The organism is Streptomyces roseus (assembly GCF_001044425.1).
Taxonomy (GTDB): Bacteria; Actinomycetota; Actinomycetes; order Streptomycetales; family Streptomycetaceae; genus Streptomyces; species Streptomyces roseus.
Genome location: NZ_LFML01000032.1, coordinates 78,257 through 99,940, shown reverse-complemented (window position 1 = coordinate 99,940; position 21,684 = coordinate 78,257). Strand labels below are relative to the sequence as shown.

At 71.3% G+C, this 21,684-nt stretch carries 23 protein-coding genes, 5 tRNA genes and 1 pseudogene; 24 read left to right on the top strand and 5 right to left on the bottom strand.

What is annotated here, in order from left to right; translation table 11 throughout:
- The 6 genes from ACS04_RS08765 to ACS04_RS08740 form a co-directional block, all read left to right on the top strand.
- Window positions 1–572, top strand: a 572-nt coding sequence (locus tag ACS04_RS08765) for an HAD family hydrolase (protein ID WP_063839249.1), incomplete at its 5' end; no start/stop codon positions are given.
- A gap of 85 nt (window positions 573–657) precedes the next feature.
- Window positions 658–729, top strand: a tRNA-Gln gene (locus tag ACS04_RS08760).
- Between the two features lie 27 nt (window positions 730–756).
- Window positions 757–829, top strand: a tRNA-Glu gene (locus ACS04_RS08755).
- A 64-nt stretch (window positions 830–893) separates the two neighbouring features.
- Window positions 894–966 (top strand) — tRNA-Glu (locus tag ACS04_RS08750).
- Between the two features lie 21 nt (window positions 967–987).
- Window positions 988–1,059, top strand: a tRNA-Gln gene (locus tag ACS04_RS08745).
- A gap of 15 nt (window positions 1,060–1,074) precedes the next feature.
- A tRNA-Glu gene (locus tag ACS04_RS08740) sits at window positions 1,075–1,147 on the top strand.
- A gap of 177 nt (window positions 1,148–1,324) precedes the next feature.
- Here ACS04_RS08740 and ndgR read toward each other — a convergent pair.
- The gene (gene ndgR / locus ACS04_RS08735; RefSeq protein WP_037837458.1) at window positions 1,325–2,041 is read right to left on the bottom strand and encodes an IclR family transcriptional regulator NdgR; all 717 of its coding nucleotides are present in this window, start codon (window positions 2,039–2,041) and stop codon (window positions 1,325–1,327) included.
- 119 nt (window positions 2,042–2,160) lie between these two features.
- Between ndgR and leuC the strand changes: the two genes are divergently transcribed.
- The 4 genes from leuC (at window position 2,161) to ACS04_RS08715 (ending at window position 5,354) form a co-directional block, all read left to right on the top strand.
- Window positions 2,161–3,585, top strand: coding sequence for a 3-isopropylmalate dehydratase large subunit (gene leuC, locus ACS04_RS08730; RefSeq protein ID WP_048475960.1), 1,425 nt, complete (start codon window positions 2,161–2,163; stop codon window positions 3,583–3,585).
- A gap of 3 nt (window positions 3,586–3,588) precedes the next feature.
- On the top strand, window positions 3,589–4,182 hold the full coding sequence (gene leuD, locus ACS04_RS08725) for a 3-isopropylmalate dehydratase small subunit (protein WP_048475959.1): 594 nt from the start codon (window positions 3,589–3,591) through the stop codon (window positions 4,180–4,182).
- A 137-nt stretch (window positions 4,183–4,319) separates the two neighbouring features.
- Complete coding sequence (locus ACS04_RS08720; protein ID WP_045945905.1) at window positions 4,320–4,547, top strand: SCO5555 family protein; 228 nt, start codon at window positions 4,320–4,322, stop codon at window positions 4,545–4,547.
- Window positions 4,548–4,691: 144 nt separating this feature from the next.
- Entirely contained in the window at window positions 4,692–5,354 is a 663-nt protein-coding gene (locus tag ACS04_RS08715; RefSeq protein ID WP_048475958.1) for an HU family DNA-binding protein, read from the top strand.
- Between the two features lie 306 nt (window positions 5,355–5,660).
- On the opposite strand, the pseudogene cofC reads toward ACS04_RS08715, so the two are convergent.
- A pseudogene (gene cofC, locus ACS04_RS08710) lies at window positions 5,661–6,266 on the bottom strand (2-phospho-L-lactate guanylyltransferase); the annotation flags it as partial.
- A 243-nt stretch (window positions 6,267–6,509) separates the two neighbouring features.
- Between cofC and ACS04_RS08705 the strand changes: the two are divergent.
- Genes ACS04_RS08705 through ACS04_RS08695 form a run of 3 tightly spaced genes read left to right on the top strand, consistent with a single transcriptional unit; the run spans window position 6,510 to window position 9,466 of the window.
- Entirely contained in the window at window positions 6,510–7,262 is a 753-nt protein-coding gene (locus tag ACS04_RS08705; protein ID WP_048475957.1) for a lysophospholipid acyltransferase family protein, read from the top strand.
- Complete coding sequence (locus ACS04_RS08700) at window positions 7,259–8,269, top strand: NAD(P)H-dependent glycerol-3-phosphate dehydrogenase (RefSeq protein WP_048475956.1); 1,011 nt, start codon at window positions 7,259–7,261, stop codon at window positions 8,267–8,269. The genes ACS04_RS08705 and ACS04_RS08700 overlap by 4 nt, the downstream gene beginning before the upstream one ends.
- Before the next feature lie 39 nt (window positions 8,270–8,308).
- Window positions 8,309–9,466, top strand: a complete 1,158-nt coding sequence (locus ACS04_RS08695; protein WP_048475955.1) for a D-alanine--D-alanine ligase family protein — start codon at window positions 8,309–8,311, stop codon at window positions 9,464–9,466.
- A gap of 108 nt (window positions 9,467–9,574) precedes the next feature.
- On the opposite strand, the gene ACS04_RS08690 is transcribed toward ACS04_RS08695, so the two are convergent.
- Together ACS04_RS08690 and ACS04_RS08685 are read right to left on the bottom strand one after the other, a co-directional pair.
- A complete protein-coding gene (locus tag ACS04_RS08690; RefSeq protein WP_048475954.1) occupies window positions 9,575–10,075 on the bottom strand; it encodes a DUF3515 domain-containing protein in 501 nt (166 codons plus the stop codon).
- A 23-nt stretch (window positions 10,076–10,098) separates the two neighbouring features.
- The gene (locus tag ACS04_RS08685; RefSeq protein ID WP_048475953.1) at window positions 10,099–10,332 is read right to left on the bottom strand and encodes an Lrp/AsnC ligand binding domain-containing protein; all 234 of its coding nucleotides are present in this window, start codon (window positions 10,330–10,332) and stop codon (window positions 10,099–10,101) included.
- A 242-nt stretch (window positions 10,333–10,574) separates the two neighbouring features.
- Here ACS04_RS08685 and ACS04_RS08680 point away from each other — a divergent pair, with 242 nt between their 5' ends.
- Window positions 10,575–11,558 carry a thiamine-phosphate kinase gene (locus ACS04_RS08680; RefSeq protein ID WP_048475952.1) on the top strand — a complete coding sequence of 328 codons (984 nt, stop codon included), beginning with the start codon at window positions 10,575–10,577 and terminating at the stop codon, window positions 11,556–11,558.
- On the top strand, window positions 11,555–12,358 hold the full coding sequence (gene thiD / locus ACS04_RS08675) for a bifunctional hydroxymethylpyrimidine kinase/phosphomethylpyrimidine kinase (RefSeq protein ID WP_048475951.1): 804 nt from the start codon (window positions 11,555–11,557) through the stop codon (window positions 12,356–12,358). The genes ACS04_RS08680 and thiD overlap by 4 nt, the downstream gene beginning before the upstream one ends.
- A 151-nt stretch (window positions 12,359–12,509) precedes the next feature.
- Here the strand turns inward: thiD and rpmB are convergent, their stop codons facing one another.
- Window positions 12,510–12,695 carry a 50S ribosomal protein L28 gene (gene rpmB / locus ACS04_RS08670; protein ID WP_048475950.1) on the bottom strand — a complete coding sequence of 62 codons (186 nt, stop codon included), beginning with the start codon at window positions 12,693–12,695 and terminating at the stop codon, window positions 12,510–12,512.
- A 250-nt stretch (window positions 12,696–12,945) separates the two neighbouring features.
- Between rpmB and ACS04_RS08665 the strand changes: the two genes are divergently transcribed.
- The 9 genes from ACS04_RS08665 to ACS04_RS08625 all read left to right on the top strand — a co-directional run.
- Entirely contained in the window at window positions 12,946–14,613 is a 1,668-nt protein-coding gene (locus ACS04_RS08665) for a DAK2 domain-containing protein (RefSeq protein WP_048476009.1), read from the top strand.
- Between the two features lie 16 nt (window positions 14,614–14,629).
- On the top strand, window positions 14,630–16,834 hold the full coding sequence (gene recG / locus ACS04_RS08660) for an ATP-dependent DNA helicase RecG (protein ID WP_209441662.1): 2,205 nt from the start codon (window positions 14,630–14,632) through the stop codon (window positions 16,832–16,834).
- A 95-nt stretch (window positions 16,835–16,929) separates the two neighbouring features.
- Window positions 16,930–17,508, top strand: coding sequence for a 16S rRNA (guanine(966)-N(2))-methyltransferase RsmD (gene rsmD / locus ACS04_RS08655; RefSeq protein ID WP_048475948.1), 579 nt, complete (start codon window positions 16,930–16,932; stop codon window positions 17,506–17,508).
- Window positions 17,509–17,537: 29 nt separating this feature from the next.
- Window positions 17,538–18,017 (top strand): pantetheine-phosphate adenylyltransferase, encoded by a 480-nt coding sequence (gene coaD / locus ACS04_RS08650; RefSeq protein WP_199828019.1) that lies wholly within the window; start codon window positions 17,538–17,540, stop codon window positions 18,015–18,017.
- Window positions 18,018–18,121: 104 nt separating this feature from the next.
- Window positions 18,122–19,183 carry a DivIVA domain-containing protein gene (locus tag ACS04_RS08645; RefSeq protein WP_048475946.1) on the top strand — a complete coding sequence of 354 codons (1,062 nt, stop codon included), beginning with the start codon at window positions 18,122–18,124 and terminating at the stop codon, window positions 19,181–19,183.
- 69 nt (window positions 19,184–19,252) lie between these two features.
- Window positions 19,253–19,963, top strand: coding sequence for a YceD family protein (locus ACS04_RS08640; RefSeq protein WP_048475945.1), 711 nt, complete (start codon window positions 19,253–19,255; stop codon window positions 19,961–19,963).
- 2 nt (window positions 19,964–19,965) lie between these two features.
- Complete coding sequence (gene rpmF, locus ACS04_RS08635) at window positions 19,966–20,139, top strand: 50S ribosomal protein L32 (RefSeq protein WP_003965982.1); 174 nt, start codon at window positions 19,966–19,968, stop codon at window positions 20,137–20,139.
- Window positions 20,140–20,158: 19 nt separating this feature from the next.
- Window positions 20,159–21,037, top strand: coding sequence for a ribonuclease III (rnc, locus tag ACS04_RS08630; RefSeq protein WP_048475944.1), 879 nt, complete (start codon window positions 20,159–20,161; stop codon window positions 21,035–21,037).
- A gap of 141 nt (window positions 21,038–21,178) precedes the next feature.
- Window positions 21,179–21,684 (top strand): DNA-formamidopyrimidine glycosylase family protein (locus ACS04_RS08625; RefSeq protein WP_048476008.1); only part of this gene is annotated, 506 nt, incomplete at its 3' end.

The following is a 21,684-nucleotide window of genomic DNA, read 5'->3' as shown; positions in this document are numbered from 1 at the left end:
CCCGCCACTGGGACCGCTTCGCCGCCGGGGAGGTGGACTTCCAGGAGCAGCGCCGCGACCGTGTACGGGACTTCCTCGGGGAGCCCGGGATGAGCGCCGCCGAGGCCGACGGCTGGTTCGACCGGTACGTGGTGCACTACAAGGCCGCCTGGACGCTCTTCCCCGACGTCGTGCCCGTACTGGACACCCTCGCGGCCGGCTACCGGCACGGGGTGCTCTCCAACTCCTCCACGGTCAACCAGGACCCCAAACTGCGCCACCTCGGGCTGCGCGAGCGCTTCGAGGTGCTGCTGTGCGCCGCGGAACTGGGCGTCAGCAAGCCGGAGGCGGAGGCCTTCCTCACCGCCTGCGAAGCCCTCGGACTGCCGCCGGGCGAGGTCGCGTACGTGGGGGACCAGCCGGAGATCGACGCGCGCGGGGCCCGTGACGCCGGGCTGGTCGCGGTCTGGCTCGACCGGGACGGGGCGCGGGGTCCGGGTCCCGAGGGCGTGCACCGGATCACCGGTCTCGCCCTGCTCCCGGAGCTGCTGGCCTCCGATACCCGTTTTGGAGCACGGTCAGGCATCCGGTAATGTTCTTTCTGCGCCGCCGGAGCGGGCCGAAAGGCCGGACGGAGGCGCCACTCGAAAGAAAAGCCCCCGAGGGGTTGACTTTCGGTGGGGTATAGTGTAATTGGCAACACGAGGGTTTCTGGTTCCCTTATTCTAGGTTCGAGTCCTGGTACCCCAGCGCAGTGCAGTGGTAACGCAGTGCTTTGCCCCCGTTGTGTAGCGGCCTAGCACGCCGCCCTCTCAAGGCGGTAGCGCCGGTTCGAATCCGGTCGGGGGTACAGATCCTTCCCGCAAGATCTCCATTTGGGTAGCTCCCGGACGTCTTGATGCAGGATCGCTAGGGCCCCCGTTGTGTAGCGGCCTAGCACGCCGCCCTCTCAAGGCGGTAGCGCCGGTTCGAATCCGGTCGGGGGTACTGGTCTGGTATAGACCACATTGGGCTATGGTGTAATTGGCAACACGAAGGTTTCTGGTTCCTTTGTTCTAGGTTCGAGTCCTGGTAGCCCAGCGCAGTACAGAGCAAGCCCCCGTTGTGTAGCGGCCTAGCACGCCGCCCTCTCAAGGCGGTAGCGCCGGTTCGAATCCGGTCGGGGGTACGCACGGAAGAGGCCCTCCGCGTTCATCGCGGAGGGCCTCTTCGCTTTTCCCGTGCCGGCCCGCGCTCCCCGTGCTCCCCGCGGCGACCGCGTACAAGTACGGGCCCGGAGGCGCGTGTTCGGACGTGTGCGGCGTCGTACGCGCCCCCGGGCCCGGGGGAGTGGGGAAGCGGGCGGTCAGCCGGAGCGGCGCAGGGCCTCCGACAGGCGGGCGGCCGCGTCGATGACGGCCTGGGCGTGCATCCGGCCCGGGTGGCGGGTCAGGCGCTCGATCGGCCCGGAGACCGACACGGCGGCCACCACGCGGTTCGACGGCCCGCGCACCGGCGCCGAGACGGAGGCCACACCGGGCTCCCGCTCGCCGATCGACTGCGCCCAGCCGCGGCGCCGTACGCCCGACAGGGCCGTCGCCGTGAAGCGCGCGCCCTGGAGCCCGCGGTGGAGCCGCTCGGGCTCCTCCCAGGCCATCAGGATCTGCGCGGCCGAGCCCGCCTTCATCGGCAGCGTCGAGCCCACCGGGACGGTGTCCCGAAGACCCGACAGCCGCTCGGCGGCCGCCACGCAGATGCGCATGTCTCCCTGACGGCGGTAGAGCTGCGCGCTCTCGCCCGTCACGTCACGGAGGTGGGTGAGTACCGGTCCCGCCGTGGCCAGCAGACGGTCCTCGCCGGCCGCGGCGGCGAGCTCCGCCAGCCGCGGTCCGAGGATGAACCGGCCCTGCATGTCCCTCGCCACCATCCGGTGGTGTTCCAGTGCCACGGCCAGGCGATGTGCCGTGGGTCGTGCGAGCCCTGTCGCCGCGACCAGCCCGGCGAGGGTGGCCGGACCGGACTCCAGTGCGCTCAATACCAGAGCTGCCTTGTCGAGAACGCCGACGCCGCTAGAGTTGTCCATGAAACGATATTCGCGTCTCACACTGTGAAACGCAAGTTCAATTTTTCCAAGAACCAGCGAGTCTGTATGTACGGGTCCACGAACCACTGGGTCCGGGACGGTGAGCCGGAGGGAAAGCGATGGGTAGGACACTCGCGGAGAAGGTCTGGGACGACCATGTCGTCCGGCGCGCCGAGGGCGAGCCCGACCTCCTCTTCATTGATCTGCACCTGCTGCACGAGGTGACCAGCCCCCAGGCCTTCGAGGGCCTGCGCCAGGCCGGCCGCAAGGTCCGGCGGCTGGACCTCACCATCGCCACCGAGGACCACAACACCCCCACCCTCGACATCGACAAGCCGATCGCGGACCCGGTCTCGCGGGCCCAGCTGGAGACGCTGCGGGCGAACTGCGCCGAGTTCGGCGTACGCCTGCACTCGCTGGGCGATGTCGAGCAGGGCGTCGTCCACGTGGTGGGACCGCAGCTGGGCCTGACCCAGCCGGGCACCACCGTGGTCTGCGGCGACTCCCACACCTCCACGCACGGCGCCTTCGGCGCGCTGGCCTTCGGCATCGGCACCAGCCAGGTCGAGCACGTGCTGGCCACCCAGACGCTGCCGCTGGCCCGCCCCAAGACGATGGCCATCACCGTCACCGGCGAGCTGGCCGAGGGCGTCACCGCCAAAGACCTGATCCTGGCGATCATCGCGAAGATCGGCACCGGCGGCGGCCAGGGCTACATCCTGGAATACCGCGGCGAGGCCATCGAGAAGCTCTCGATGGAAGCGCGCATGACCATCTGCAACATGTCGATCGAGGCCGGCGCCCGCGCGGGCATGATCGCCCCCGACGCGACCACCTTCGACTACCTGAAGGGACGCGACCACGCCCCCGAGGGCGAGGACTGGGACGCGGCGGTCGCCTACTGGAAGACCCTGCGCACCGACGAGGACGCGGTCTTCGACGCCGAGGTCGTCATCGACGGTGCGACCCTCTCCCCGTTCGTCACCTGGGGCACCAACCCGGGCCAGGGCGCGCCGCTGTCCTCGCACGTCCCCGACCCTGCTTCGTACGAGGACGCTTCGGAGCGCCACGCCGCCGAAAAGGCCCTGGAGTACATGGGGTTGACGGCCGGGCAGCCGCTGCGCGACATCAAGGTCGACACCGTCTTCGTAGGTTCGTGCACCAACGGCCGCATCGAGGACCTGCGCGCCGTCGCCTCCATCGTCGAGGGCCGCAAAGTCGCCGACGGCGTACGGATGCTGGTCGTCCCGGGCTCCGTCCGGGTCGCCCTCCAGGCCGTGGAAGAGGGCCTGGACACGGTCTTCAAGGAGGCCGGCGCCGAATGGCGGCACGCGGGCTGCTCGATGTGCCTGGGCATGAACCCCGACCAACTGGCGCCCGGTGAGCGCTCCGCGTCCACCTCCAACCGCAACTTCGAGGGCCGGCAGGGCAAGGGCGGACGCACCCACCTGGTCTCCCCGCAGGTGGCCGCCGCCACCGCGGTACTGGGCCATCTGGCCTCGCCCGCCGACCTGTCCGCCGCCGACGCGACCGCCGGAGTCTGAACCATGGAAGCCTTCACCACCCACACCGGCCGGGCCGTCCCGCTGCGCCGTTCCAACGTCGACACCGACCAGATCATCCCGGCCCACTGGCTGAAGAAGATCACCCGCGACGGGTTCGAGGACGGGCTCTTCGAGGCCTGGCGCAAGGACCCCGAGTTCGTCACGAACCGCCCCGAGCGCCAGGGCGCGACCGTGCTGATCGCCGGCCCCGACTTCGGCACCGGCTCCTCCCGCGAGCACGCCGTCTGGGCCCTGCAGAACTTCGGCTTCAAGACGGTCATCTCCTCCCGCTTCGCCGACATCTTCCGCGGCAACTCGCTGAAGAACGGTCTGCTGACAGTGGTCCTGCCGCAGGAGACCGTCGACCGGCTGTGGGAGCTGACCGAGGCCGACCCGACCGCCGAGGTGACCGTCGACCTGGTCGCGCGCCAGGTCCGCGCGGCCGGAATCGAGGCGGAGTTCGAACTCGACGACAACGCCCGCTGGCGTCTGCTGGAGGGTCTGGACGACATCTCCCTCACCCTTCAGAACGAAGCGGACATCGACACCTACGAAAGCGCCCGGCCGAGCTTCAAGCCGCGCACGATCAGGGTCTGATTCCAGCCTGATCAGCGCTTATTCACCCCCGGGTGATCACATCGACAACACTGTGCCCCCCGCCCTCCGGCGGGGGGCACAGCCGTGTGTTGAGGCCCCGTGAGGCGACAACTCGCCCCAGATGGCACAATCTGTGCATGGAACGCGACAGTCAACTTGAGCTCTACGAACTCGTCGCGGACCGGCTGAAAGAAGCACACGCAAGGGTGCGCACGCTGCAAGTCCCGGAGGGCGTAAGGATGGCGCTGTCCCGGAAGCTGTTGGTCGTCACGGCCGCGGCGAAGCATGATCTCGCCGATGCGGCCAGGCGCCTGGACAGGTTGATGAAGGACCTCGACGAGGGTCGATTCCCTGAAGGCGACTGATGCGAAGGAACTCCGTAACGACCTACACCGTTGCGGCACTAGGGTGATTAGCCCGTTTCGTGTTTGATTTGCGGTATATATCCGCCTAACGTGCGAAATAAGCTTGAACACATTCGTTCTGGCGAAGTCTCCGAAGGGGAAGACGTGAACAAGGCGCAGCTCGTAGAAGCGATTGCCGACAAGCTGGGCGGCCGCCAGCAGGCCGCGGACGCTGTCGACGCGGTACTGGACGCGATGGTCCGCGCTGTGGTCGCGGGCGACCGGGTCTCGGTCACGGGCTTCGGCTCGTTCGAGAAGGTCGACCGCCCGGCCCGCTACGCCCGCAACCCGCAGACGGGTGAGCGCGTCCGGGTCAAGAAGACCTCTGTTCCCCGCTTCCGCGCGGGCCAGGGCTTCAAGGACCTGGTCGCGGGCACCAAGAAGCTGCCCAAGGGCGGCGAGGTGTCGGTGAAGAAGGCGCCCAAGGGCAGCCTTTCCGGCGGCGCTTCCGCGACGGTCAAGAAGGCCGCGGCCAAGAAGGCCACCACCGCCAAGAAGGCGGCGGCGAAGACCGCGGTCGCCAAGAAGACCACCGCGAAGAAGGCCGTCGCGAAGAAGTCCACCGCCACGGCGAAGAAGACCACGGCGACGGCGAAGAAGACCACCGCCGCGGCCAAGAAGACCGCGCCGACGGCGAAGAAGACCACCGCCACCGCGAAGAAGACGGCTCCGGCGGCCAAGAAGGCCACCGCGAAGACCACGGCGCCCGCCAAGAAGACGACGGCGCGCAAGACCACCGCGAAGAAGACCACGGCCCGCAAGAAGTAAGGCCACGAGTCACACACGCCGGGCCGGCTTCCCCCTCCTGGGGAAGCCGGCCCGCGGTGCTGTTTCAACTGTCGTTGCAGGTCACAGCCGTCCCGGCGGGGAGAGTCAGAAGGTCTGCAGCGTGACCAGCGTGATCCGCAGCGCCGGGCCCTCGCCGTCCGTCTCGATCCGGACCCGCTGCCCGGGCCGCAGCAGCCGCAGGCCGCCCGCGTCGAAGGCCGAGGCCTCGAAGGGCACCGGTGTGCCGTCGTCCAGCAGCACACTGCCGCTGCGGGTCTGGGAGTCGTACGTGTACGCGGTCGCCTGCATACGCGCACTGTATCGGGCCGTGTGACGGCCCACACCGAGGGCGAGGGCGGTGCGCAGATCCGCTCCCGTGTCCACGTCCCGCCGTACGCTCTCGACGTCCGCGAGGGCCATTTCCGCAGCTCCCGAGGCCGAATGCCGGGCACGTGACGGACCCCCGAACGAGGGTGCCAATTCCACGTCCGGAGCAGCGGAAAGCAGGGTCGTACCGATTCCCGCCGCGTCCGCGAGAAATGCCCGCGGAAATACCGCCGCGGTTTCGAGCACGCGTAGCAATTCCCGGGGCCGCAGCGCGGGCAGATCCGCGTTCATCGCCGCCACCGCCGCCCGGGGCCGTCCCCTGCGTATCTCCCGCGCCCCGTGGACGAGCGCCGCGTTGAGCCCGGCGGCCGGGGCGTCCGCCACGATCCGCGCCCCCAGCCGCGACAGTTCCTTTCCGGCCTCGGCGTCGTCCGTGACGACCACCACATCGGCGACCGCCGCGCAGGCCAGCGCCCCCGCCACCGTGTCCAGCGCGAACGCCAGCGCGAGCCCGGGGCGGGACGCCCCCACGGCTGCCGCGAGACGGCTCTTGGCCACCGCCAGCGGCTTCAGCGGGACCACCAGACTCCAGACCGCGTTCGTGGCCGACCCCCCTTCCTGCGGCGCGCACCCGTCCGGTTGTGGACCATGGCCGGGTCATGGCCAGGTCATGCGTCGGCCCATTGTCGCCTCTGCCGGGTCGACCCGGAGGTTCGGTGCTCCGGGCGGGGCGTACGGTGTTCTCGACAGAGACCGGACCCGAGGCCACACTTGTCCGGCCGACGAGGTGCCCCAGCCCGCGCACCGGTCCTAGAGGAAGGTGTCCGAGTGTCCCGCCGCAGAATCGGCTTCTGGTACCGCCTGGCGGCGGTCATCGCAAAACCGCCGCTGGTCGTGCTCTTCAAGCGGGACTGGCGGGGAATGGATCACATTCCGGCCGACGGCGGGTTTATCACGGCGGTCAATCACAACTCGTATCTGGACCCGCTCTCCTACGCGCACTTCCAGTACAACACCGGCCGGGTGCCCCGATTGCTCGCGAAGGCGGCCCTCTTCAAGGTCCCCATTGTCGGCGCGATCCTGCGCGGCTCCGGCCAGATCCCCGTCTACCGCGAGACCACCAACGCCCTGGACGCATTCCGGGCCGCCGTGGCCGCGATCGAGCGCGGCGAATGCGTGGCCTTTTATCCCGAAGGCACCCTCACCCGCGACCCGGACATGTGGCCGATGGCCGGCAAGACCGGCGCGGCGCGCGTGGCGCTCATGACCAAGGCGCCCGTCATTCCGGTGGCCCAGTGGGGCGCGAACCTCGCCATGCCGCCGTACGCCAAGGAGAACAAGGTCCGCCTGTTCCCGCGCAAGACCCTCCAGGTGCTGGCCGGACCCCCCGTGGACCTCTCCGAGTTCTACGACCGGGAACCCACCCCGGACGTGCTCAAGGAGGTCACCGAGACCATCATGGCGGCCATCACGGAGCTGCTGGAGGAGCTGCGCGGCGAGAAGGCGCCGGAGCAGCCGTACGACCATCGCAAGGCCAGGCTGGAACAGCGGCGCAAGGCCGCGGGGGAGGACCACAAGTGACACGTCCCGTGAAGGCGGCCGTCTTCGGAACCGGCTCCTGGGGCACGGCCTTCGGCATGGTGCTCGCCGACGCCGGCTGCGAGGTGACCCTGTGGGGCCGCCGCGCCGAGGTCGTCGACGCCATCAACACCGGCCGGACCAACCCGGACTACTTCCCGGACGTCGAACTCCCCGCGAACATGCGCGCCACCACCGACCCGGCCGCGGCCGCGGCCGGCGCCGACTTCGCGGTCCTCGCCATCCCCTCCCAGACCCTGCGCGGCAACCTCGCCGAATGGGCCCCGCTGCTGCCCGCCGACGCCGTCCTCGTCTCCCTGATGAAGGGCATCGAACTCGGCAGCGCCAAGCGGATGAGCGAGGTCATCGAGGAGGTGGCCAAGGTCCCCGCCGAGCGCGTCGCCGTCGTCACCGGCCCCAACCTGGCCCGCGAGATCGCCGCCCGCCAGCCCGCCGCCGCCGTCGTCGCCTGCTCCGACGAGGCCGTGGCCCAGCGCCTCCAGGCCGCCTGCCACACCCCGTACTTCCGCCCGTACACGAGCACCGACGTCATCGGCTGCGAGCTGGGCGGCGCCGTCAAGAACGTCATCGGCCTCGCCGTCGGCATCGCGGACGGCATGGGTCTGGGCGACAACACCAAGGGCTCCCTCATCACCCGGGGCCTCGCCGAAGCGACCCGGCTGGGCGTGGCCATGGGCGCCGACCCGCTGACCTTCTCCGGTCTCGCGGGCCTCGGCGACCTCGTCGCCACCTGCTCCTCGCCGCTCTCCCGCAACCACACCTTCGGCACCAACCTCGGCCGCGGCATGACCCTGGAGCAGACCATCGCGGTCACCAAGCAGACCGCCGAGGGCGTCAAGTCCTGCCAGTCGGTGGCCGATCTCGCCCGCCGCCACGGAGTGGACATGCCGATCACCGACACGGTCGTCGAGATCGTCCACCACGGCAAGCCGCCGCTGGTCGCGCTGAAGGAACTGATGGGACGCAGCGCCAAACCGGAACGCCGCTGACTCCGTTCCGGCCGCCCGACCGGGTATCGTCGTGGCGATATGAGCAGCGAGAACCTCCCCCAGACCCCTGAGCAGCAGGGCCGCAAGCCCCGCGTGGCCGTCGTGTTCGGCGGCCGCAGCTCGGAACACGCCATCTCGGTCGTCACCGCGGGCGCCGTGCTGCGCTCCATCGACCGGTCCAAGTACGAGGTGCTGCCCATCGGCATCACCACGGACGGCCGGTGGGCGCTGACCGCCGACGAGCCCGCGCGGATGGCCATCGCCGACCGCAAGCTCCCGAGCGTCGAGGAGCTGGCGGACTCCGAGGAGGGTGCTGTCGTGCTCTCCGTCGACCCCGCCAACCGCGAGGTCGTCTACACCGAGCCGGGGGCCGTCCCCAAGGCCCTGGGCGAGGTCGACGTCGTCTTCCCCATGCTGCACGGCCCGTACGGCGAGGACGGCACCCTGCAGGGCCTGCTGGAGCTCTCCGGCATCCCGTACGTCGGCTCGGGCGTCCTCGCCTCGGCCGTCGGCCAGGACAAGGAGTACATGAAGCGGGTCTTCACCTCCTTCGGCCTCCCCGTCGGCCCGTACGTGACCATCCGGCCCCGCGAGTGGGAGGCCGACCGGGACGCCGCCAAGGGGCGCATCCTGGACTTCGCCGGCGAGCACGGCTGGCCGCTCTTCATCAAGCCCGCCCGGGCCGGCTCCTCCATCGGCATCACCAAGGTCGACGACGTCTCCGGCCTGGACGCCGCGATCCGCGAGGCCCAGCGCCACGACCCGAAGATCATCGTCGAGGCGCTGCTGCGCGGCCGCGAGATCGAGTGCGGGGTGCTGGAGTTCGAGGACGGGCCGCGCGCGAGCGTGCCCGCCGAGATCCCTCCGGTCTCCAGCCACGACTTCTACGACTTCGAGGCGAAGTACATCGACTCCGCCTCCGGGATCGTGCCCGCCCCGCTCACCCCGGAGCAGACCGCCGAGGTGCAGCGGCTCGCGGTCGAGGCGTTCGACGCCGCGTCCTGCGAGGGCCTGGTGCGCGCCGACTTCTTCCTCACGGAGGACGGCACGTTCGTCATCAACGAGATCAACACGATGCCGGGCTTCACCCCGATCTCGATGTACCCGCGGATGTGGCAGGAGTCGGGCGTCGAGTACCCGGAGCTGGTGGACCGCCTGATCCAGGCGGCCCTGAACCGCTCCACCGGCCTGCGCTAGCGGGTCGCAGAGCGCGGTCCGAAGCGCCGTACACGCCGACCGCCCGCCGGGATTCCCGGCGGGCGGTCGGTGTGCGAAGGGGCGAAGGGGAGGCCCTCGCCGGGCCGCTCAGTACGAGGAGATGCCCTCCGGAACGGTCTTGGCCACGGCCGTGGACAGCCCGACGAGCATCCCCGCATCCGTGGCATGCTCCTTGTCGACCCGGACCTCGGTGTACGCGAGGCGCATCCCGGTGATGAACCGGAACCCCCCGCCGGCGCTGTCGGGGACCTTTTCCAGCAGCCATCGGACGCCGTTGACCTCGACGCCCTCCTGCTTCGGATCAGCCATCTCGGGGGGCTTGGGGACACCGCACCGCAGTACGATCGCCGAGCCGCCCCACGCGGCGGTCAGATCCGACTCCGGCGCCGCCTCCGCCCGCGCCAGGCCGGCCACCTTCTCCGGGAGTTCCCCGTGCAGCGCTGCACAGAACCCCGCGACGTCGGCGGGCGGCGTGGGCGGCGGATCCACCCGGGCTTCGGCATCACCCGGGGTACAGCCCGCGAGGGCCAGTACCGCGACCAGTACGGGCAGGGCGGGCAGACGCAGCGGCCGACGGTGGAGGGTCATCACCGGCCAAGAGTAGACGGGGGCTACAGATGGACCACCGGGCAGGTCAGGGTGCGGGTGATGCCCTCCACCTGCTGCACCTTGGCGACGACCATGCGGCCGAGCTCGTCGACGGTGTCGGCCTGGGCGCGCACGATCACGTCGTACGGTCCCGTCACGTCCTCGGCCTGGATCACCCCCGCGATCTGGCTGATGGACTCGGCGACGAGCGACGCCTTGCCCACCTCGGTCTGGATGAGGATGTACGCCTGTACCACGGAACCTCCAGGGCGGCCACGAGGATCGATTCCCCTAACCTTCGGGTGGGCCCAGGGATGCGAGTGGGCCCGGGGAAAGGGACGCCACGGTACCGCGTTGCCGAGCACCACGGGGAGACCCGGGGGCCCGGCGCCACGCACGGCGGGGCGTACGGAGAGCAGAAGTTGACGTATCTGTTGACGGTACCCAGAGCTGTGACGGCTCGCGACCGCAAGCGGACTGGGCAAGAAGGGGCACAGCGATGAAGGGCACTGTGGGCGAGCTGGGGGAGTTCGGGCTCATTCGAGAGCTCACCTCACGGCTCACCACCACCCCGGCGGTCCGGCTCGGACCGGGCGACGACGCCGCGGTCGTGTCGGCCCCCGACCGGCGGGTCGTGGCGAGCACCGACATCCTGCTGGAAGGCAGGCACTTCCGGCGCGACTGGTCCACCGCGTACGACGTCGGCCGCAAGGCCGCCGCGCAGAACCTCGCCGACATCGCGGCCATGGGGGCGGTGCCGACGGCGCTGCTGCTCGGCCTCGTCGTCCCGGCCGAACTGCCGGTCACCTGGCCCACCGAGCTGATGGACGGCATCCGCGACGAATGCCAGGTCGCCGGGGCCGCCGTGGTCGGCGGCGACGTCGTCCGCGGGGACACCATCACCGTGGCCATCACCGCCCTCGGCGACCTGCGCAACCACGAGCCCGTGCTGCGCTCCGGCGCCCAGCCCGGCGACGTCGTGGCCGTCACGGGCTGGCTGGGCTGGTCCGCGGCCGGATTCGCCGTGCTCTCGCGCGGGTTCCGCTCCCCGCGGGCCTTCGTCGAGGCGCACCGGCGCCCCGAGCCCCCGTACCACGCCGGCCCCGCGGCCGCCGGGCTCGGCGCCACCGCAATGACCGATGTCAGCGACGGCCTGATCGCCGACCTCGGGCACATCGCCGAGGCCAGCAAGGTACGCATCGACCTGCGCTCGGCGGCCGTCGACATCCCGACGCAGATGCACGACATCGGGCAGGCCGTCGGGGTCGACCCCTTGCAGTGGGTGCTCACCGGAGGGGAAGATCACGCCATCGTGGCGACCTTCCCGCCCGATGTGAAACTGCCGGCCCGGTGGAAGGTCATCGGGGAGGTGCTGAACCGGTCCGCGCTGCCCCAGGTGACCGTGGACGGCGCCCCCTGGACGAACACCGGCGGCTGGGACCACTTCGGCTCCGACCCGTCCACCGAGGAGACCACCAGATGAACGTCGCGCCACCGCTGTGCCTGACCGTCGCGGGATCCGACTCCGGCGGCGGCGCCGGGATCCAGGCCGACCTCAAGACGATGCTGGCACTCGGCGTGCACGGAATGAGCGTGGTGACGGCCGTGACCGCGCAGAACTCCCTCGGGGTGCAGGGGGTCTGGGAGCTGCCCGCCGAGGCCGTGAAGGCCCAGTACCGGGCCGTCGTCGACGACATCGGCGTCCACGCCGTCAAGACGGGGATGCTGGCCTCCACCGCGCTGGTGGAGACGGTGGCCGAACTGCTGGCCGCCACCTCCGCCCCCGCCGTCGTGGACCCGGTCGGCGTCTCCAAGCACGGGGACGCGCTGCTCGCGGCCTCGGCGCTGGACGCCGTACGCAAGGAGCTGCTGCCGCGGGCCACCGTGGCCACCCCGAACCTGGACGAGGTGGCCCAGCTCACGGGAGTGGTGGTCGAGAGCGAGGACGACATGCGGCGGGCCGCCGACGCCGTGCTCGCGTACGGACCCCAGTGGGCGCTCATCAAGGGCGGCCACCTCGCCGCCCACGGTGACCAGGCCGCCGACCTGCTCACCGACGGGGACACGCTGCTGTGGCTGCGGGCGCCGCGCCACGGCAACCGGCACACCCACGGCACCGGCTGCACCCTCGCCTCCGCACTGGCCGCGGGGCTCGCCAAGGGGCAGGACGTGCCGCAGGCCGCCATGGAGGCCAAGGAGTACGTGAGCGGCGCCCTCGCGGCCGGCTTCGCGCTCGGCGCCGGCATCGGCCCCGTGGACCACGCCTGGCAGTGGAACCGCTGACGGCCGCGCAACGGCAGAGGACCACCGCATCAGGCGATGCGGTGGTCCTCTTCACGCCCGGTCGGTCCAGGCACGGTCAAGCAAAAGGCCGGTCCACCAGGTGGACCGGCCTTCTGGGCAACCGGAAAGGGCTGCGCTACGACGGTTGGCGTCAGCGCGAGACCTTGCCGGCCTTGATGCACGAGGTGCAGACGTTGAGGCGCTTCGGCGTCCCACTGACCACGGCACGAACGCGCTGGATGTTCGGGTTCCAGCGACGCGAGGTGCGGCGGTGCGAGTGGGAGATGTTGTTGCCGAAGCTCGGCCCCTTGGCGCAAACGTCGCAGTTGGCAGCCACAGGTCACTCCAAAGACTTCAGATGCACTTACAGTGAAATCCGGCGCACCGGATCAGAAGTCTGAGGAAGTCTGAGTGGTTTGCCGGGGGATTTGGCCCGACTCGCGCCGGGCAACCGGAGCAGCATACAACGACTGCGCCCGTCCAAGAAAACTACCATGACCGCCGCCGATCCCGCCCGGGGCCCCTGACAGCCCGCAGTCCTTGGTTACCCTGCGGTGAACCCCGGCCCGCACGAGGAGGAACGCCCGGTGCAGCACGAGCCCCAGCCGCAGCCCGCCGACGAGCTCGACGCCCGGGCGGTGCGCACCTGGAGCTCGCTGGCCGTGGCCGCACTGGGCCGGGCCCGCGAGGACATCGACGCGATCAACGTCTACCCCGTCGCGGACGCGGACACCGGAACCAACCTCTACCTGACCGCCGAATCGGCGGACCGCGCCCTGGCCGAGGCGCTCGGAACACCCCCCGCGGGCGTGAGCGGGACCACAGCGGACGCCTCGCTGGCCGAGGCGGTACGGGCCTACGCGCACGGCGCCCTCATAGGCGCCCGCGGGAACTCCGGGACGATCCTGGCCCAGCTGCTGCGCGGCGTCGCCGAGGTGCTCGGCGGCGAGCCCGGGGAGCGCGGCCCCGGCCGGCTGCTGGCCGAGGCGCTGACCCGGGCCGCCGAGGAGGCCTACCGCGCCGTCGCGCACCCGGTGGAGGGCACGATGCTCACCGTCGCGGCCGCGGCGGCACGCGCCGGGGAGACGGCCGGCGCCGCCGCCGCGAGCGCCGCCGACGTGGCCCTGGCCGCCTACGACGGGGCCCGCGCGGCCCTCGCCGACACCCCGGGGCAGCTGGCCGAGCTGGGCCGGGCCGGGGTGGTCGACGCCGGGGGCTGCGGGCTGGTCGCCGTACTCGGAGCCCTGTGGCAGGCGCTGTCCGGCCGCCAGCCCGCCGCCGAGGCCGTACGCGGGCGGGCCGTGCCCGTACCGCAGCCGCCGCGGCCCTGCGACGCCGACGAACAGGGCGGGCCCGGCTACGAGGTGATCTACCTGCTGGAGGCCGCCGAGCCGGACGTGGCCCAGCTGCGCGAACGCCTCGACGGCCTCGGGGACTCCCTGGTGGTGGTCGGCGGCGACGGACTGTGGAACGTCCACGTCCACGTCGACGACCCCGGCGCCGCCGTCGAGGCCGGCGTGGTCGCCGGACGGCCCTACCGGATCCGCATCACCCACTTCGGCGACGAGCGCCGCCGCGCGCGCGGCGAGCGCGTCCAGCGGGCCGTCGTCGCCGTGGTCCCGGGTGAGGGGCTCGCCGGACTGTGCGCGGAGGCGGGCGCGACCACCGTCCTGATCCGCCCCGGAGAGACCCCGGACGCCGCCGCGCTCCTCGACGCCGTCCGGCGCGCCCACGCCCGCGAGGTGGTGCTGCTGACCGGCGGCGCCGACCAGCGCGCGGTCGCGGCCGCCGCGGCCGAACAGGCCCGCGCCGACGGCGTGCGGGTGGCCGTGATCCCGACCCGGTCCGCGGTCCAGGGCCTGGCCGCCCTCGCCGTCCACGACCCCGAGAACAGCTTCGACGAGGACGTCGTCGCCATGACCGCCGCCGCCGGCGCCACCCGCTACGGGGAACTCGCCGTCGCCGAACGGCAGTCGTTCACCTCCGCCGGCATCTGCCAGGCCGGGGACGTGCTCGGGCTCATCGACGGGGACGTCGCCGTCATCGGCTCCGGCCTGGACGAGACCGCCCAGGCCGTCCTGGAGCGGATGCTGGGCTCCGGCGGCGAACTCGTCACCCTCGTCCTGGGACCGGAGGTGCCCGACGCCCTCGCCGAGCGCCTGGAGGCGTACGTACAGCACGGGCACCTGGCCGTGGACACCGTCACCTACCGCGGCGGGCGGTACTCGGCGCCCCTTCTCATCGGGGTCGAATAGCCGACATGTCAGCGCCATGGTGTGCAATGAAGGCGTGCCCGCGCTCGACGAAGACCTCAAGAAGACGCTCGGCCCCGCCACCGCCAAGGTGCTGGCCGAGCAGCTCGGCCTGCACACGGCCCTGGACCTGCTGCACCACTACCCCCGGCGCTACGCCGAGCGCGGCGAGCTGACCTCGCTGGCCGAGCTCGCCGACCAGATCGACGAGCACGTGACGGTCGTCGCCCAGGTCGCCGACGCCCGGATCCTGACCTTCAACGGCGGCCGCGGCAGACGCCTGGAGGTGACCATCACCGACGGCAGCGGCCGCCTCCAGCTGGTCTTCTTCGGAGCGGGCGTCCACAAGCCGCACAAGGACCTGCTGCCGGGCACCCGCGCCATGTTCGCGGGCAAGGTCGGCATGTTCAACCGCAAGCTCCAGCTCTCCCACCCCGCGTACGAGCCCCTCGGCGCCGACGCCTCCGACCGGGACGCCGCGACCGCCTTCGCGAACCAGCTGATCCCGATCTACCCGGCCTGCGCCAAGCTGGAGTCCTGGAAGATCGCCAAGTGCGTGGACGCCGTACTGCCCAGCGCCCAGGAGGCCGTGGACCCGCTGCCGGACCCCCTGCGCGAGGGCCGCGGCCTTATCCCGCTCACCGAGGCCCTGCTGAAGATCCACCGGCCCGCCGCCAAGTCCGACGTCGAGGACGCGCGGCAGCGGCTCAAGTGGGACGAGGCGTTCGTCCTCCAGGTCGCCCTGGCCCGCCGCCGGCACGCCGACTCCCAGCTGCCGGCCGTACCCCGCCGCCCCGCCGCGGGCGGCCTGCTCGACGCCTTCGACGCCAAGCTCCCCTTCACCCTCACCGACGGCCAGCAGAACGTCTCCCGGGAGATCTTCGCGGACCTCGCCACCGAACACCCCATGCACCGCCTCCTCCAGGGAGAGGTCGGCTCCGGAAAGACGATGGTCGCGCTGCGGGCCATGCTCGGCGTCGTGGACTGCGGGGGCCAGGCCGCCATGCTCGCGCCCACCGAGGTGCTCGCCCAGCAGCACCACCGGTCCGTCACCGAGATGATGGGCGAGCTCGCCGAAGGGGGGATGCTCGGCGGCTCCGACCAGGGCACCAAGGTCGTGCTGCTCACCGGCTCCATGGGAATGCCCGCGCGCCGCCAGGCCCTCCTCGACCTGGTCACCGGAGAGGCCGGCATCGTCATCGGCACGCACGCGCTCATCGAGGACAAGGTCCAGTTCCACGACCTCGGCCTCGTCGTCGTCGACGAACAGCACCGCTTCGGCGTCGAACAGCGCGACGCGCTGCGCTCCAAGGGCAAACAGCCCCCGCACCTGCTGGTCATGACCGCGACCCCCATCCCGCGCACCGTCGCGATGACCGTCTTCGGGGACCTGGAGACCTCCGTCCTCGACCAGCTGCCCGCCGGCCGCTCCCCGATCGCCACCCACGTCGTCCCGGCGAAGGACAAGCCGCACTTCCTGACCCGGGCCTGGGAGCGGGTGCGCGAGGAGGTGGAGAACGGGCACCAGGCGTACGTGGTGTGCCCGCGCATCGGCGACGGGGACGACGACCAGAAGAAGAAGGCCTCCGCCGAGGACGACGCCGAGAAGCGGCCGCCGCTGGCCGTCCTGGAGATCGCCGAGCAGTTGCGGCGCGGACCGCTCGCCGGGCTGTCGGTCGAGGTGCTGCACGGCCGGATGGACCCGGCCGACAAGGACGACGTCATGCGCCGCTTCGCCGCGGGCGAGGTCAAGGTGCTCGTCGCCACCACCGTCATCGAGGTCGGGGTCAACGTCCCGAACTCCACCGTCATGGTGATCATGGACGCGGACCGGTTCGGCGTCTCCCAGCTCCACCAGCTGCGCGGCCGCGTCGGGCGCGGCTCCGCCCCCGGCCTGTGCCTGCTGGTCAGCGAGATGCACGAGGCGAGCCCCGCCCGGGCCCGGCTCGCCGCCGTCGCCGCCACCCTCGACGGCTTCGAGCTCTCCCGCATCGACCTGGAACAGCGCCGGGAGGGCGACGTGCTGGGCCAGGCCCAGTCGGGCGTGCGCTCCTCGCTGCGCATGCTCGCGGTCATCGAGGACGAGGAGGTCATCGCCCAGGCGCGGGAGGAGGCCACCCGCGTGGTCGCCGAGGACCCCGAGCTGAAGGGGCTGCCGGGGCTGCGCAGCGCGCTGGAGGCCCTCCTGGACACCGAGCGGGAGCAGTACCTGGAGAAGGGCTGAGCCGCCCACGCCCGGTACCGCCCGGGGCCGTCCCGGGCGGTACGACCTATCGTTGACCCCGCAGTAGCCATCACCGTCGTACCGAAGGACCCCAGATGACCCGCGTGATCGCCGGCAGCGCCGGCGGGCGACGGCTGACCGTGCCTCCGGGCACCGGCACCCGGCCGACCTCGGACCGGATGCGCGAAGGCCTCTTCTCGACCTGGGAGTCGCTGCACGGCATCGAGGGGGCCCGGGTGCTCGACCTGTACGCCGGCTCCGGCGCCGTCGGCCTGGAGGCCCTCTCCCGAGGCGCGGCCCACGCGCTGCTGGTCGAGCCCGAGGCCAAGGCCGCCAAGGCGATCCGGGACAACATCAAGGCGGTGGGCCTGCCCGGCGCCGAGTTCCGGGCGGGCAAGGCGGAGCAGGTCGTGGCGGTCCCGCCCGGCCCGGACCCGTACGACGTCGTCTTCCTGGACCCGCCGTACGCCGTCGGCCACGACGATCTTGGCGAGATCCTGCTCACACTCCGCGCCAATGGCTGGCTCACGGACGATGCGCTCGTCACCGTGGAGCGCAGTACGAGGAGCGGGGCCTTCCCCTGGCCCGAGGGCTTCGAGCCGCTGCGCTCCCGCAAGTACGGCGAAGGCACCCTTTGGTACGGTCGCGCCGCCGACACCTGCGAAGACTCATGATGCCCGCATCGGAGAGCGAGGGACCCAAGTTGCGCCGAGCCGTCTGTCCCGGGTCATTCGACCCCATCACCAACGGACACCTCGACATCATCGGCAGGGCCTCCCGGCTCTACGACGTCGTCCACGTCGCCGTGATGATCAACCAGTCCAAGCAGGGGCTGTTCACCGTCGAGGAGCGGATCGAGCTGATCCGCGAGGCGACCGCCGACTACGGGAACGTCGAGGTGGAGTCCTTCCACGGACTGCTCGTCGACTTCTGCAAGCAGCGCGACATCCCGGCCATCGTCAAGGGCCTGCGCGCCGTCAGCGATTTCGACTACGAGTTGCAGATGGCCCAGATGAACATGGGGCTCTCGGGCGTCGAGACGCTGTTCGTGCCGACCAACCCCACCTACAGCTTCCTGTCGTCCTCCCTGGTCAAGGAGGTCGCGACCTGGGGCGGCGACGTCGCCCACCTGCTGCCGCCGCACGTGCACGCGGCGCTGACCGAGCGGCTCGCCGGCCGCTGACGGGCTGACGGGCCGTCAGTTCGCTGTCGGGGGTCCGCCCGGTGGCCTTACAGTCGTCCCGTCCGTCTCAGGAACCGCCCGAGGCCGAGAGAGTGCGAGCCCCCATGGACGTGCAGAAGAAGCTCGACGAGATCGTCGCGGCCGTCGGCGGCGCCCGGTCCATGCCCATGTCGGCCTCCTGCGTGATCAACCGTGCCGAGCTGCTCGCGCAGCTCGAAGAGGTGCGCCAGGCGCTGCCCGGCTCGCTCGCGCAGGCGCAGGAGCTCATCGGCGGCCGCGAGCAGATGGTCGAGGACGCCCGCCGGGAGGCGGAGCGGATCATCGAGTCGGCGCACGCCCAGCGCGGTTCGCTGATCTCCGACACCGAGGTCGCCCGCCGCTCGCAGGCCGAGGCGGACCGGATCCTGTCGGACGCCCGCCGGGAGGCCGAGGAGATCCGGGCCGAGGCGGACGACTACGTCGACAGCAAGCTCGCGAACTTCGAGGTCGTGCTCACCAAGACCATCGGCTCGGTCGACCGGGGCCGCGAGAAGCTGCTGGGCCGCGGCCCCGGCCTCGACGAGCAGGGCTACCCGGACGCCGAGGCGCCCGAGCGCAGCCACGATCCGCAGACGCAGCGCGAGCAGGCGGACGCGTACGTGGACACCAAGCTCGCGACCTTCGAGGCGGTGCTCTCCAAGACCCTGGAGGCGGTCGGCCGGGGCCGGCAGAAGCTGCTGGGCCGGGTGCCCACCGACGACCTCGGCGCCCACATCGCCGCCCAGGACGCGGCGGGGGTGCAGCAGTCCCGCTCGGCGAGCGACGCGGACTTCCTGGCGGGCCTGGCGGAACCGGCGGCTCCGATGCCTCCCGCGGCCCCCGTGGTCCCGGCGCAGACCCAGGAGCCCGCCTACGACGCGTACGGCTACCAGCAGCAGCCGCAGCAGGACCCTTACGGCTACCAGGACCCCTACGCCTACCAGCAGCAGGTCCAGCAGTCGGATCCGTACGCGGCGCTGGGCTACGAGCAGCAGCCGGACCCGTACGCGGCGTACCAGCAGCAGCCGCAGCCCGGGCAGCACCAGCCCGCCCGGCACGAGCAGCAGCCCGCGCTCGACGAGACCAGCTTCTTCGACACGAGCATGATCAACCTGGACCAGCTGCGCCAGTACGAGCAGGGCCGCTGAGCCCGGATTGGGCTCAGGGCGAAGCGCCGGGTATCCTGGCTCTTCGGTCGCGCGTATGCACCGCGATCCATGCTGCCCGTATGTGGCGGAATCTTTGATCTTCAGCGATCTGTGAAAGCAGGAACGGCCCTGAATACCCGCCTCGACCACCGCAACCCCCTCGTGTTCGACACGCACGAGCTGGGTCGGCGTCCTGGTGCCATGCAGCGGCTGTCCCGTGAGATCGCGGCGCCGGCGGACTTCGGTCTCGCCGGGGTCATCGGAGTGCCGGAAGGCGCCCCGGTGAAGCTCAGCCTCCGCCTGGAGTCGGTCATGGAAGGGGTGCTTGTCACAGGCACCGCCCGTGCATCGGCCACGGGGGAGTGCGTAAGGTGTCTGGAGTCCGTCGAGCGCGAGCTCAAGGCGGACTTCCAGGAGATGTTCTCGTACCCTGACGCCGACGACCGGAGCCGCGCAAAGGCGGAGCCGGCCGACGACGCCGAGGACGACGAGGACACGCTCTTCCTCGAGGACGGCTTGTTCGACCTCGAACCCGTGCTGCGTGATGTGGTGGTGCTCGCACTGCCCATGCAGCCGGTGTGCCGGGAGGACTGTCTCGGACTGTGCCCCGATTGCGGGCTCAGCCTGAACGACGACCCGGACCACCACCATGACGCCGTCGACATCCGTTGGGCGGCATTGCAAGGACTCGTCGTGACCGATCAGGACGACGAGAAGGACAACATGAGCGGCACTGCCTCTGACGGAGTTCAGGGCGCCGCCGAGAAGCAGGAGAAGTAGCCGTGGCTGTTCCGAAGCGGAAGATGTCGCGCAGCAACACGCGCCACCGCCGGTCGCAGTGGAAGGCTGCGGTCCCCACCCTGGTTTCGTGTGAGCGTTGCCAGGAGCCGAAGCTCCAGCACATTGCGTGCCCGAGCTGCGGCACCTACAACAAGCGCCAGGTCCTCGAGGTCTGAGCGGCTGGTGAGAGGCGCAATGTCTGAGCTGTCCAACGCTGAGAAGCAGGCAGACAGTAACAACGCGGCCTCGTCCCACACGCTTCTGGAAGGGCGGCTCGGGTATCGACTCGAGTCCGCCCTTCTGGTGCGTGCACTGACCCACCGCTCGTACGCGTACGAGAACGGCGGTCTGCCCACCAACGAGCGCCTGGAGTTCCTCGGGGACTCCGTGCTCGGCCTGGTGGTCACCGACACGCTGTACACCACCCACCCCGACCTGCCCGAAGGCCAGCTGGCCAAGTTGCGGGCCGCGGTGGTCAACTCGCGCGCACTGGCGGAGGTCGGGCGCGGCCTCGACCTCGGCTCCTTCATCCGGCTCGGCCGGGGCGAAGAGGGCACGGGCGGCCGGGACAAGGCCTCCATCCTCGCCGACACCCTTGAAGCGGTGATCGGCGCGGTCTACCTCGATCAGGGCCTCGACGCGGCCTCGGAGCTGGTCCACCGGCTCTTCGACCCGCTCATCGAGAAGTCCTCGAACCTCGGGGCCGGCCTGGACTGGAAGACCAGTCTCCAGGAGCTCACGGCGGCCGAAGGGCTCGGCGTGCCCGAGTACCTGGTCACCGAGACCGGTCCGGACCACGAGAAGACCTTCACCGCTGCCGCCCGCGTCGGTGGTGTCTCGTACGGCACCGGCACCGGCCGCAGCAAGAAGGAAGCGGAGCAGCAGGCCGCGGAGTCCGCTTGGCGCGGGATCCGGGCCAAGGCGGACGAGCGGATCGCGGCGGAAGCCGCGGCGTCCGCGGCCGCCAAGGTGGCGGTGACGGCCCCGGCCGACACCGGTGCCGATGCCGTGGTCGCGGCATCGGCCGAGGACGGCGGCGCGCCGACGGCCGCCGACCCGACGCCGAACGGCTGAGCCCTTCCTTCGGGACCTCCCGCCCGCCCCCGCCTCCGTGCGGGGGCGGGCGGACCCGTTTCCGGGCCGTGCGGGGGAGGCCGGTACGCTCGCCGGGAGCGACCACTACGCATCACCACCGCATCGCCCCGGAGGACCGCCGTGCCCGAGCTGCCCGAAGTCGAAGTCGTACGGCGGGGCTTGGCGCGCTGGGTGGCAGGCCGCACCATCGCGGCCGTCGAGGTGCTCCACCCGCGCGCGGTGCGCCGCCACCCGGCCGGCGGGGCCGATTTCGCCGCCCGGCTGACGGGGGAGACGATCGGCGTCCCGCAGCGGCGCGGCAAGTACCTCTGGCTGCCCCTGGAAGGGCGGGAGCTCTCGGTGCTCGGGCACCTCGGCATGAGCGGACAGCTCCTCGTGCAGCCCGAGGAGGCCGCCGACGAGAAGCACCTGCGCATCCGCGTGCGCTTCGACGACGCGGCCGGGACCGAACTCCGCTTCGTCGACCAGCGCACCTTCGGCGGGCTCTCGCTCCACGAGAACACGCCCGACGGGCTGCCCGACGTCATCGCGCACATCGCGCGCGACCCCCTCGACCCCCTCTTCGACGACGCCGCCTACCACGCGGCGCTGCGGGCCAAGCGGAGCACCCTCAAGCGGGCCCTGCT